This is a genomic window from Streptomyces sp. NPDC047869, assembly GCF_040704065.1.
Classification (GTDB): Bacteria; Actinomycetota; Actinomycetes; order Streptomycetales; family Streptomycetaceae; genus Streptomyces.
Genome location: NZ_JBEYRK010000053.1, coordinates 1 through 11,749, shown reverse-complemented (window position 1 = coordinate 11,749; position 11,749 = coordinate 1). Strand labels below are relative to the sequence as shown.

Genomic DNA, 11,749 nt, shown 5'->3' with positions numbered 1-11,749 from the left:
GCCACCGGTAAGAGCGGCGGCCGCTGTGACAGCAGCTAAGCGTATGTGTCGTCTTTTGCGTCTCAAGACGGAGTTCCCCCATTTCTAGGTGTCCCAAGCCCCGGTCACAGGGCACGGCGTGACACTCGACGAGGAAGGAATGGATGAGACCGGTCAGTCCCGCTGAACTTCGAGGACGCGGGCCCCGTCGAGGGCTTCTAGCCGGTCCCATGGGATGGTGACGCTGCCTGTGTAGCTGTCGTGGGCGGCAACGCGCTTGACGACGGTCTTGGTGAGGGCAGTGTCGTCCCCGAAGCCGAACGTCACGGTGTAGGTGACCGGTTCGGGAGCTGTGTCGTTGTGGATGACGTACTCGGCGACCGCCATCCGCCGCCCGTGACTCTGGTCGACGCCGTACTGCGTCACCTCGACCTCCGACCTCTCACGGACAGGCTTCGGGGCGGCATTGACCTGGGTCTCGATGTACCAGGCTGCCGTGCCGAAGACGACTGCGAACATTGCCAGCAAGCCGACGATGGTTCTTCTACTGAGCATGGAGAGGCCTCCCCCACCGGCGCACCCCCACCCCGCAGGAGAGGCACGCGGGGGGGGCGCGCCGGTCATCTGATGGGGCGCGGGACGCCCTTACTGGATGTGTGTCGTGGCGAGGACAGCGCGGGCCCTGGCGAGCAGCTTGGTGTTGCGGTCCTTCTGCTGCTGGAGCTGCTTCCTGTGGGCAGCGATCTGCTTCGTCTGGTAGGCGACCTCCGCCTTGAACCAGGTGTTTACGAGGTGGCTGTCCTTCTTGCAGGTGACGTCCGCTGTGGCGGTCTGCACCTCTGCCCGTGAGGGCTTGGAAACGGTACGGCTGGCGGCAGCGGACGGAAAGGCAGCGGCCGCGTCGAGGGGAGAGCGAAGCCTGTGTCCCGCCCGATTCATGCAGGACGACCACGCGACGAGCAACTTCGTCACCGGCACCTGTATCTTCGTCGCTTCGAACGACTGGGCGGACAGCTCACCGGCCGGATCGGTGGGGTTGATGATGCCGATCTTCTGGTTCGCCTCGGGGATGCACACTTCGTCGAGGGCCTCGTCCCACGCGCCGGTGCGGTTTTCCGCCTTCTCCTCTGCGTCCGATTCGGCCTGCTCCTGGGAAGGGTCTGCCGTGCCAGGGAGTTGGTAGCCGTGTGTGCGGGCGGCCGTGGCGTCCGTGAGGCCGTAGCGGCGCTCCATGTTGGCCTCGTCGTAACCGGCCGGGACGGTGTCACGGGCAGAGGGCGGATTGAAGGTGAAACCGTGGCGCTGCATGCATGCGGACTCGACCGCTGAGCGCGCGTCCTCGATCTGGGCGGTGTCCGCATTGGAGAGCATGTAGTCCTCAACCGGCAGTCGCATGCCCTTCACAAGGCCCTGCGGGGGAACCCGCTGGGGCTGCGCGAGGTGCTGACCGGCATCAGCCTGGGCGCGGTGTGGCGCTGTCTGCGCTGTGGTGCGCTCGCTTCCCTGACTGCTGTGCGAGGTGGCGGCATAGGCGGCGGTGGCGATGGTGGCACATGCCGCCGCAGCGGCCACCGCCCGTACGGAGTTGGCAAGCACGTCAGTTCCTCCGCTGCGACTCGTTCTTGTTCTTGACGGTGGTGGCGAGGTTGTGAGCGATGCCGTCCCTGCGGGGGAAGTACGTCGTGGACCCGGAGTAATTGGTGCTGGAGAACACGTTGTACGAGTGCGACGGATCGTCGTTCGAGCCGGACGCCGCGTCGTGGTAGATGGCCTTGCCGTAGCCCTTGTCGTCGTCGTAGCACGCGTTCGAGTGGAAGTCGAAGATGTAACGCACCACGGTGGACTGGTTCGGTGAGTAGCCCCACGCGTTCGGAACCGACGCGTTGGACAGGAAGCACGAACCGTGCGACACCCACGTCTGCGAGGACCGCGAGTTGTAGTGAAGGCGGAAACAGTACTTGTTGCCGGACGACGAGCAGATGTCGCTGTCGTATGAGGTTGCGGCGTAGGCGGACGAGGCCCCCGCGAGAAGGGCGGCGCAGGCAGCAGTGGCGGTCAGGGCGGCGGCGGAAGCGCGTATGCGGCCCAAAGGATTTCCCCCTCGTGAAGGTCAAGCCACACGGGGAGGCGCCTATTGATGCTGTGTGGTGTCCCCCCGTGCATGGTCATGTGCAGCCGTACCCCCGTTCAGGTGACTGCAGGCGAGGTAGTCGCCGTGGTCGGTGCGGGTGGCCAGCACGGGCTTCGCACCGATGCGGCGCAGCCACGAGGTCAGGCCGGTGTCGTTTCGGTCGAGCCTGATGTGTACGTACAGCCTGATGTGTACGTACAGGAGGGTGTCGGTGACGGGTTGGCAGATGAAAACCCGGGGCTGGTCGACGAGGTGGGTGTGCGCACGCATAGCGGGGTGTGCTCGGCGGGAAGCGTGAACACCGCGGCCAGGCTGCGCAGGATCCGGCCGACGGGCCGCGCATGTGTGGGCGGGTGCTTGCAGGCAGTCGATGCGCCCGTGATGCCTTCGGCCCGTGGGGGCCCGCCCGTCCTCGCCGACGTTCCCCGCCTCACGTCCCCACCGCACTGACGTGACGGGTACTGCTCTCAGCGCTGCGGGAAGCGGTGCCGGGTCTGCGGGCGTCAGGTGGCGGTGGGCCAGGTCCGCAGCAGAGCGGCGATCTTCCCCGCGGTGCAGGCGGGGTCAAGGAGCAGGTCTTTGAGCGCGATGGCGTCCTCGCGGGCGGGTTTGAGGGTGATCCCGGCGGCTTCGAGGTACATGACGCCGGATGCGGCGGCGACGGCCAGGTTGGAGCGCTCCAGCCAGCGGCAGCAGCCCAGCGTGTGCACCAGGGCGGCGGCCTTGGCGTAGGGGCCGTCGTAGACGGGCTGCTCGAACAGTTCCGCCCGGTGGCGGGCGACCGCTGAGACGGGCACGCCGTAGTCGTCGGGGGCCGGATCGTTCGCCCCGGCGGCTTCGGCGACCTGCAGGATCCAGGGAACGTCGATGTTCAGATCCATCAGGCTGCACGCGCTCCGCGAGGCGTCTGCTGGGATTGCTCGGCCTCGTCGAAGACCGCCTGGTGTTCGGCCAGGAAGCGGGCGGCCGCGTCCACCGCTCGGGCGCGCAGGCCGCTGGTGTCGTCCTGCACCAGCCGGCCGAGGTAGTCGCCGATGCTCAGCCCCAGGTCGGCGGCGCGCTTCTTCGCGAGTTCCGCCACGTCCTCGTCTACGCGTGCGCCCAGCTGTGTCTTTGCCATACCAGCATGGTAACAGCTGTTACCGAAGGTGGGGCGGCAGCGGGCGGCGTGCCCGCCCGCTGCCGCCGGACACGGGCGGTCTCCGGGCGCACGTGGCTGATCATGCCGGGCGCACCTTCGTCAAGATCGGCCGGTTCCAGCCGACCTCCCAGGTGTGCTCGCGGTGCAGCGTCCAGGACGGCCCCAAGCCCCTACACGTGCGCGTGTGGACGTGCAGGGCATGCGGGACCGTCCTGGACCGGGACATCAACGCGGCGGTCAACGTCGCCAAGGCGGCCGGACTGGCCGTGACAGCCTGTGGAGCGGGGGTAAGACCGGGACCCGTCCCGGCACCGCGCAGCGCAGCAGGAACCCACCCGACACCGCAGCCTTCAACGGCACGGTAGGCGGGAATCTCCCCCCTTCAGGAGGGAGAGGACGTCAATGCCTGGCTGGCGTCAACACCGAGCATTTCGCTGGTGCGCGGGGCGTAGAACGTCATCCAGATGCCCCTCACCCCGGCAGGGGACGATGGCGCCGTGGCTGCTTTGCCTGAGCCAGGTCACCGCGTGTCCGTCGACGTGGTCCTGGCTTCCGTCCCACAGCGACCAGGAGACGGCCACGATCGGCGTGTGGATCTCTACGCTGCTTCCGTTGGTGGTGCGGTAGGTGTCGGCGTCGGAGCCGATCGGGTCGGTGAAGAGCGTCAACCTGCTGGGGCGCGGGGGGCGGTTGAGGCTGATCGGCTCCTGAGGGGCAGATCCGGAGCTCGCCGCGACAGCGAGGCCGGTGGCGTTCGGTCCGATGCTGTAGGTGCGCGCTTCGTGCAGGCGGTCCGACTCGGTCAGCATCAGTGCGCGGGCGGCGAAGTCTGTGACGGTGAATGTGGTGGCCTCATCGGCCAGGGGCATCATCGTCCAGTGACCGCCCCGGACCGCCGTCTCCAGCATGCGTTGCGTCAGATTCGAGCGGGTGAACAGTTCCTGGCGGCGTTGCCAGTCGAGGACGCTGAGCGGGGAAGGGGCACGCCAGCCCGTCGGCTTGGTGAGCTGGGGCGCGGATGACACGGAAGGCTCCTCACGGCAGTCGTGATAGGCGCGGGCTGGCCCGGGCCTGTCTTGGCGGAGCGCACGGTGCAGTGGCGTGACGTAAGGGGCGCAAGGATGGGTTCGACGGGGCGAATTCGGGCTCGTGGATGAGGGTCGCCCAGCCGGTAGCCGCTGCTGAGGGCAGTGTCCTGCCGGCGGCGGTGCGGGGCGATGGCCAGACCGTGGCTCACGATTGCGGGGCTGACACCGCGCACCGCGGCGTGAGCATCCCCGTCGGCGTGCAGGCGTTCGCGACCTGCTCCCCTACGGCCTGGGGCCCAAGGCCCACCCACGGCGGCCTGAGCCCCGACGAAGCAGCCGTCTATATCAGGCGCCTGTCCGCGGACAAGCGCTACGTCCGCGGTGTCTGCTGACAGCACGGCATGCGGTGGGCATAGCGGGTGGCGACGGCCTGGCCGGGGAGGCCGGGAGCGTAGAAACGGACGCTGTTGGTCGCGTGTAACGTGACACGGCCGTGGCCCGGCATGCCTGTCTGGCCGTCCTGCTCGCCCGGGATCCGGACGCGGGCAAAGCAGAAACGGCAGTGGGGGCGGCTGGCGGAAGGGAGACTCGAGATCTCCTCGCTGGGTTGGAGTCGGGCGGTCGGGCCTCTTCGTAGGCCGATGAGCCCGTATCGCCCCGTACCCTTCGTGTTGTCTACGGCGTCGCATAGCGGGCGCCAAACCACTGGAGGCAGCACCCCGTGCTCATTGCTCAGCGTCCCTCGTTGACCGAAGAGGTCGTCGACGAGTTCCGCTCCCGGTTCGTGATCGAGCCGCTGGAGCCGGGCTTCGGCTACACCCTCGGCAACTCGCTCCGCCGCACTCTCCTGTCGTCGATCCCCGGCGCTGCTGTCACCAGCATCCGCGTCGACGGCGTCCTGCACGAGTTCACCACCGTGCCGGGCGTCAAGGAGGACGTCACCGACCTGATCCTCAACATCAAGCAGCTGGTCGTCTCCTCAGAGCATGACGAGCCGGTCGTGATGTACCTGCGCAAGCAGGGCCCGGGTCTGGTCACCGCCGCCGACATCGCGCCCCCGGCCGGTGTCGAGGTACACAACCCCGACCTCGTCCTCGCCACGCTCAACGGCGAGGGCAAGCTGGAGATGGAGCTCACGGTCGAGCGCGGCCGTGGTTACGTCTCCGCCGTGCAGAACAAGCAGGTGGGCCAGGAGATCGGCCGTATCCCGGTCGACTCCATCTACAGCCCGGTGCTGAAGGTCACGTACAAGGTCGAGGCCACGCGTGTCGAGCAGCGCACCGACTTCGACAAGCTGATCGTCGACGTCGAGACCAAGCAGGCGATGCGTCCACGTGACGCCATGGCCTCCGCCGGTAAGACGCTGGTCGAGCTGTTCGGTCTGGCCCGCGAACTCAATGTCGAAGCCGAGGGCATCGACATGGGCCCGTCCCCGGTGGACGCCGCCCTGGCCGCCGATCTGGTGATGCCGATCGAGGAGCTCGAGCTCACCGTCCGTTCGTACAACTGCCTCAAGCGCGAGGGCGTCCACTCCGTGGGTGAGCTCGTGGCTCGTTCCGAGGCCGACCTCCTCGACATTCGCAACTTTGGTGCGAAGTCCATCGACGAGGTCAAGGATAAGCTCGCCGGCATGGGCCTCGGTCTCAAGGACAGCCCGCCCGGATTCAACCCGACCTCCGCTGCCGACGCCTTCGGCACCGACGGCGTGGACACGGGTTTTGTGGAGACCGAGCAGTACTGAACGCTGCGCTGCGCCGGACATAGCGACATTGCGGGCACGGGGGCAGGAGAACCTCCGCGCCGCCCGCTGAGCGGTCTCGACCGGGTCCGCGCCCACGCGGGCTGCCCCGCGCATTCCAAAGGTCCTGGTGCGGTGGCAGCCCCGGGTACGGGCCCGCCTGCGCGCCCAGGCCGAGGCGGAAGGCTTCGTCTTCCGTACCAGGGCGCGATTCGGGTTCGTTGCTCCAGCAGGGTCCTCGGACGGTCCGCGGGTCCGGTGGATCACCCAGCCCCTGCCAGGAGAGGTCGCCCGGGCGGCGGCCCTTCTTACGGTGCGGTGACGTGCCCGGCCGGCGGACGCGGCCTGCACGGTTCACGGGCCACTATGGTCCCGCAGCAGGTAAGGCGTCGCTGCGGCACAGGGAAAGCGGCTGCCGCAGCGGCCCCGGTGCCCCGGGTCCACGCCCGGGGCACCGGCTGCACTGCCGACCGGGCCTTGGCGGCGGGCCGCAGGTGGCTGTGGCGGGCGCAGCCTGGCCGTCTCCGCAGGTGAACAGCGCGGCGGCGACGGCTGCGGCCAGGCGAGGATGGGCGGTCGCCGCGTGCAGCCGGTGAGCGACGCGCGCGCGGTGGGCACGGTGAGAGGCACGGGCGGTGGGCGGTGCCGCCAGGCGATCGGCAGTGGCGTGCACGGGTCAGCGCAGGGGCAGGGACTGTCGTAGGAGATGAGGCGGTCCAGTGCGGGCAGGGTGAGCCATCGGCTGGCCGGGCCCGGTGGGCTCGTCTGCGGCCGGGGGTTCGGCGATAGGTGTGCCGTAGGACAGGGGAATAAGGAGTTGCCGCTCGAACTGCTCGCGGCGGTTGGCCAGACCCTTGCGCACAACAGCTTCTAATCACTCAGAGTCAACCGGGTCACATCGGGCATCTCCCAGATCGCCTCCTTATCGTCGGTCCTGGCCAGGCCGCTCTCCACAAGCAGCCGCAACCATCTGTCCCGGTATCGGCCGCGCCGGTCACGGTACGTGACAATGCCCGGTCCGATCATGGCTGCGACAAGCTGGGGGTAGGCCGGCCCGAGGACAAAGCGGTCGAAGAACGTGACGATGTCGTTCGCGAACACCAGGACGTCGATCGTTTCGTCCGGGTGCTTGTACAGGTGGATGTAGTCGTCGATGTCGAAGGAGTAGACGTCCCCGTCGTCCAGGTCCAGCCATATGCGGTCGGCGCACTCGATGTCCTCCGGGGCGCGGTGGCGCTCGCAGCCGATGGCCAGGGGACTGCCCAGTGGGCAGTACGGAACGGTCGCCCGGGCCGCCCACGCGGCTGGGCCCTGGACCTCGTCGGGCTGAAAGAAGCGGAAATGGTCGGCGCCCAGCCGCGAGAAGAGGCCGAACACCTCGGTGACCCCCTGCGGCAGTTCCGGAACGGGCTCCGGGTTCCTCGCCCCCTCGATGATCACCCCGAAGCCGTGCTCGGCCTCCACCTGCGTGATCAGCTCGAGCTTGGAGCGAATCCGCTCCAGCCGGTCGGATCCCGGTGGTTCCGTCACGCTGGCGGCATGCCGCCCATCAGCCTGGACGAGCCCACCGGCCGCTACCTGTCGTTTGCCGAGCGCGAGGAGATCGCGCTGCTGCGCGCCCAGGAGCTCGGCGTGCGCGAGATCGCCCGCAGGATCGGCCGCGACGCGGGCACGGTCTCACGCGAGCTGCGCCGCAACGCGGCGACCCGCGGCGGCAAGCCGGTCTACCGGGCTCTGGTCGCGCAGTGGAAGGCGCAGCAGGCTGCCAAGCGCCCGAAGACTGCGAAGCTCGCAGGCAATGACAGGTTGCGTGACTACGTGCAGGATCGGCTCGCCGGCAGTGTCCGTCGTCCCGACGGCACGATCGTCACCGGTCCCAAGACGCCCGCGTGGAAGGGGCTGAACAAGCCGCATCGGCAGGACAGACGATGGGCGACGGCATGGAGCCCGGAGCAGATCTCACACCGTCTCCATGCCGACTTCCCTGATGATGAGTCCATGCGCATCAGCCACGAAGCCATCTACCAGGCGCTGTTCATCGAGGGCCGTGGCGCGCTCAAGCGGGAGCTGGTCACATGTCTGCGTACCGGACGGGCGCTGCGGACTCCCCGTGCACGGTCACAAAATAAGCCGCAGGGGCATGTCACCGCGGACGTCGTCCTCAGTGAACGCCCCGCCGAGGCTGGGGACCGCGCGGTTCCCGGACACTGGGAAGGCGATCTGATCATCGGAACGGGCCGATCTGCAATCGGCACGCTCGTCGAGCGCAGCAGCCGCTCCACGCTCCTCGTGCACTTGCCTCGGCTCGAGGGCTGGGGCGAGATTCCGCCCGTGAAGAACGGCACCTCACTCGGGGCTATGGCGCGATCGCGATGAACGCGGCGCTCACGACATCAATGACGCAGCTACCCGAGCAGCTACGCAAGACCCTCACCTGGGACCGTGGGAAGGAACTCTCCGGCCATGCCCAGTTCGCTCTCGACACCGGGACGAAGGTGTTCTTCGCTGATCCGCACTCGCCTTGGCAACGACCGACGAACGAGAACACGAACGGGCTGCTGCGTCAGTACTTCCCGAAGGGCACCGATCTCTCCCGGTGGTCGTCCACGGACCTCGAAGCCGTCGCCATGGCGATCAACAACCGGCCCCGCAAGATCCTCGCTTGGCGGACGCCGGCCGAGGTCTTCGAAGGGCAGCTACGCTCGCTGCAACAGCCCGGTGTTGCAACGACCAATTGAACTCGCCCTGATCCGCCGCTACATGATCTGGCGGACCAAGCGTGCCGTCGACGCAGGCCTCCGCGGGGTGGTCGGCAGGGCCAACGCTGCTTGATACAGCACTAGGTCGGGGACGCGCCAGCCATCATTGCCTTCGGCTGAGCCGAAGGCATTCAAAAGGATGCTTTCAAGCGCCGGTGCGATGGCAGTTCGGCCGCGTTGGTGTGATCAGTTGCTTCCGAGTGCCTGTTCCCAGGCCTGTCGGACGGCGGCGGGGATGCGTCCTCGCATAGGGACGTCGTATCCGTTCGCTCGCGCCCATTCTCGGATGGCTTCAGGGTCAGAGGGCGGAGTCTCCGCCGGTGGTAGCGGTGGTGACCACTCGTCCAGGTGTGACGGCTCGAAGTCGATGCCGGCGCGCAGAAGGTCCTTCGGAAACTGGGGAACCGCTGTGCTGCCGCTCAGGACGGAGACGAGGAACTGGGTGAGGTTTCCGTCGAAGGTGAACCAGCGTGGTCCGCGTGCTTCGTTGACGGCGATCGTCCATGCATCCGGATCTTCGCGAGGGGTGGTGACCCAGAACAGGTACTCGCCGTTGTCGGTGGCGCCGCAGGGAAGGAGCAGCTCTGGGTCAACAGGTGACGGGTAGATGCCCCGAGCGTGGTCTGAGCGCATCTGATCCCGAATGCGCTCGGATACAGGTCCCGTGAGGTTGACGTGCGCCGATGAGTGACGGGGATCGTAGACCCAGAGGTAGTTCGCGAAGTGTCCGGGGTCGTAGGTCGCGGTGAGCCTCTTGTAGTCCTCGGGAAGGCGCAAACCGAGTCTGGACTCGACGCTCGGCCAGTCCACCGGAGGCTGCTCGATGGAGGGTGGAGGGCAGAGCTCAGTGAGGCGCTCGAGGGGGCTCATTCGATTCCGTCCCTGCGTCGGGTCTGTTGTGCTGCGTGGTCTGGGTTCAGGAAGTCCGCTGTGAGGTCGAAGCCGCGCTGGCCGTCCGCTTCCATGGTGATCCACTTGGGCACAGAGGTCTTCTGGGCATACCAAAGCGGCCTCCTACAAGGGCCGCTCCAGAGCGCCCTCCACATCGACGGCGTCAACGCCGACCTGGTCGCGCACTGGAGCAGCGACAGCGACAGCGTTGTTGTGGAACTGCGCTCCTACTTCGATCGCAACGCCAAATTCCGTCATCGACGGCCCATCAGCGCAGAGCGCTCGAAGCACCCGCGGAGAGGACAGGCGCTACCCCAAAACTCCTGAGGTAGCGCTGTCCGTCACGGATCCCCTCGCTGATGTGACCGTTCGGATAGCAGTTGGCGGGAAAACATGGAAGGACGGCATGGCGCCGCACTCGCGTACGGTCCGCCTGTCCCCGACCGGCATCGCCTACGACGCCGAAACCGGAGCCAAGCTGCCCTCCGATCTCTGACCCCCGCACGGCCCCCGCACTCCTCACGGCTCGCGCGTCGCGGCGGGGGCCGTGAGGCGTGCCGTCCAAGGCCCACCGGCGGAACCGGGTGTGCATCCGCGCCCACCAGCATGCCGCCGGCGGCAAAAGGGGGCGGTCGACAGGGACGAAGCGGGTGATCACGCCCTTGGCCGATCCCGGGGTGGACTGAGCACGAAAGTCCACCTGGCCTGCGACGGGCGCGGCCGCCCTCTCGGCTTCGTCTTATCCGGCGGCAACGCCATCGACTGCACCCGCCTCGAGCAGGTGATGGACTCGATCAGCGTGCCCAGAGTCGGGTTCGGGCGTCCACGCACCCGGCCCGACCATGTGGTCGCCGACAAGGGCTACAGCTCACGACAGATCCGCGCCTACCTGCGACGACGCGGCATCCCGCACACGATCCCCGGACGCGTCGACCAGATCCTGGGCCGGCTGAACCGCGGCACCTGCGGCGGACGGCCGCCCGGTTTCGACCGGTGCATCTACCGCCGCCGCAACGTCGTCGAGCGCTGCTTCAACCGCCTCAAGCAGTGGCGCGGACTGGCCACCCGCTATGACAAGACCCGCGAGTCCTACCAGGCGGCCGTCGCCATCGCCTCAATCCTGCTCTGGATCTGACCTTTGAATGACGATCTCTAGGACTGCTGTTCGGTGTTGACCGCTCCACCGTCACCCGCGCGATCGCAGAGATACGCGGGCTTCTGGCCGAGCGGGGGTGTGCGGTCCCTGACCGCCCTGGTCTGCGGCTTCGGACCCTGGCCGATGTGTTCGCCTATGCCCAGGCCGAGGGCGTCGAGCTGCGTCTGGACGCCACCGATATCCAGGTCCGCAGGCCGCCTGCCGGCCGCGGCGGACGGCAGGCGTTCGTGTCCGGCAAGAAGAAGCAGAACACCATGAAGGCCACCGTCATCGCCGACGACCAGGGACGCACGTTATGGGTCGATGCCCTGCGACCTGGACGGATGCACGATGCGACCGCCGCACGCAACGAAGGCATCGGCATCTGCTTCCAACAATTTCCTGACGTCGAGGTCCTCCTCGACGCCGGCTTCGGGCTTCGCCGTGATCACCCCGGGCAGGCAGTGACGCCACCACTGAAGGGCAACAAGATCAGCCCGCCCGAAGTCCACGAAGCCCGACGCCGAGCCCGCCACCGCCACCCCTCCCAGCGCATCACCGTCGAACACGCCCTCGCCGACCACAAACGCTGGAAACAACTGACGCGCTGGACACACCGGCGAGACGTCCTGCCCGCCACCTACCGAGCTATCGCCGGTCTCGTCTCCGACCGCACCACCACGGGCTGACAATAGCTACGACCAGGAGAAACACGCCTCACCCGCTATCGCGCACCAGCTCGTTAGGGCTCGCAGAGAATCAAGGTGTTGCTTCCCCTGATGCGGCTCGTTGTTGTGGTATGAGCGTATCCGACGAGGTTCGTGGTCAACTCACCGCCAGAGCCGGGGTGTTGTTCCCGCATCTGGATGAGCGACAGCGGCGGCTGATGATGGGGGCCGAGGCGCGGATCCTGGGACACGGTGGTATCCGGGCGGTCGCGCGGGCGG

General features: G+C 67.7%; 9 protein-coding genes and 4 pseudogenes. 5 read left to right on the top strand and 8 right to left on the bottom strand.

The annotated features are described in order from the left end of the window. Positions 1-153: 153 nt before the first annotated feature. The 5 genes from AB0924_RS37735 to AB0924_RS37715 all read right to left on the bottom strand — a co-directional run bounded on the left by AB0924_RS37735 (position 154) and on the right by AB0924_RS37715 (position 3,230). The gene (locus AB0924_RS37735; protein WP_366913911.1) at positions 154-534 is read right to left on the bottom strand and encodes a hypothetical protein; all 381 of its coding nucleotides are present in this window, start codon (positions 532-534) and stop codon (positions 154-156) included. A gap of 90 nt (positions 535-624) precedes the next feature. Continuing rightward, a complete protein-coding gene (locus tag AB0924_RS37730) occupies positions 625-1,575 on the bottom strand; it encodes a hypothetical protein (RefSeq protein WP_366913910.1) in 951 nt (316 codons plus the stop codon). 1 nt (position 1,576) lies between these two features. Next, on the bottom strand, positions 1,577-2,068 hold the full coding sequence (locus AB0924_RS37725) for a hypothetical protein (RefSeq protein ID WP_366913909.1): 492 nt from the start codon (positions 2,066-2,068) through the stop codon (positions 1,577-1,579). Between the two features lie 545 nt (positions 2,069-2,613). Beyond that, positions 2,614-2,991, bottom strand: a complete 378-nt coding sequence (locus tag AB0924_RS37720) for a fic family toxin-antitoxin system, toxin component (protein ID WP_366913908.1) — start codon at positions 2,989-2,991, stop codon at positions 2,614-2,616. Continuing rightward, on the bottom strand, positions 2,991-3,230 hold the full coding sequence (locus AB0924_RS37715; RefSeq protein ID WP_366913907.1) for a hypothetical protein: 240 nt from the start codon (positions 3,228-3,230) through the stop codon (positions 2,991-2,993). The genes AB0924_RS37720 and AB0924_RS37715 overlap by 1 nt, the downstream gene beginning before the upstream one ends. A 107-nt stretch (positions 3,231-3,337) precedes the next feature. Here AB0924_RS37715 and AB0924_RS37710 point away from each other — a divergent pair. After that, positions 3,338-3,616: pseudogene (locus AB0924_RS37710) on the top strand (zinc ribbon domain-containing protein); the annotation flags it as partial. Between the two features lie 51 nt (positions 3,617-3,667). On the opposite strand, the gene AB0924_RS37705 reads toward AB0924_RS37710, so the two are convergent. Continuing rightward, entirely contained in the window at positions 3,668-4,276 is a 609-nt protein-coding gene (locus tag AB0924_RS37705) for a hypothetical protein (protein WP_366913906.1), read from the bottom strand. A gap of 724 nt (positions 4,277-5,000) precedes the next feature. Here AB0924_RS37705 and AB0924_RS37700 point away from each other — a divergent pair. Beyond that, positions 5,001-6,020 (top strand): DNA-directed RNA polymerase subunit alpha, encoded by a 1,020-nt coding sequence (locus AB0924_RS37700; RefSeq protein WP_366913905.1) that lies wholly within the window; start codon positions 5,001-5,003, stop codon positions 6,018-6,020. A gap of 867 nt (positions 6,021-6,887) precedes the next feature. On the opposite strand, the gene AB0924_RS37695 is transcribed toward AB0924_RS37700, so the two are convergent. Further along, positions 6,888-7,547 (bottom strand): hypothetical protein, encoded by a 660-nt coding sequence (locus tag AB0924_RS37695; RefSeq protein ID WP_366913922.1) that lies wholly within the window; start codon positions 7,545-7,547, stop codon positions 6,888-6,890. Here AB0924_RS37695 and AB0924_RS37690 point away from each other — a divergent pair. Continuing rightward, positions 7,521-8,755: pseudogene (locus tag AB0924_RS37690) on the top strand (IS30 family transposase); the annotation flags it as partial. The gene AB0924_RS37695 and the pseudogene AB0924_RS37690 overlap by 27 nt on opposite strands. Before the next feature lie 207 nt (positions 8,756-8,962). Here the strand turns inward: AB0924_RS37690 and AB0924_RS37685 are convergent. Continuing rightward, positions 8,963-9,646, bottom strand: coding sequence for a histone-like nucleoid-structuring protein Lsr2 (locus AB0924_RS37685; RefSeq protein ID WP_366913904.1), 684 nt, complete (start codon positions 9,644-9,646; stop codon positions 8,963-8,965). Between the two features lie 614 nt (positions 9,647-10,260). Here AB0924_RS37685 and AB0924_RS37680 point away from each other — a divergent pair. Continuing rightward, positions 10,261-10,802, top strand: a pseudogene (locus AB0924_RS37680) (IS5 family transposase); the annotation flags it as partial. A 17-nt stretch (positions 10,803-10,819) separates the two neighbouring features. Then, positions 10,820-11,491 (top strand): annotated as a pseudogene (locus AB0924_RS37675) (transposase family protein); the annotation flags it as partial. Positions 11,492-11,749: the final 258 nt, after the last annotated feature.

What these genes read in the sequence shown, in the direction of transcription:
- AB0924_RS37735 (WP_366913911.1), bottom strand. Translation starts at nt 534, where the DNA reads ATGCTCAGTAGAAGAACCATCGTCGGCTTGCTGGCAATGTTCGCAGTC.
- AB0924_RS37715 (WP_366913907.1), bottom strand. Translation starts at nt 3,230, where the DNA reads ATGGCAAAGACACAGCTGGGCGCACGCGTAGACGAGGACGTGGCGGAA.
- AB0924_RS37720 (WP_366913908.1), bottom strand. Translation starts at nt 2,991, where the DNA reads ATGGATCTGAACATCGACGTTCCCTGGATCCTGCAGGTCGCCGAAGCC.
- AB0924_RS37685 (WP_366913904.1), bottom strand. Translation starts at nt 9,646, where the DNA reads ATGAGCCCCCTCGAGCGCCTCACTGAGCTCTGCCCTCCACCCTCCATC.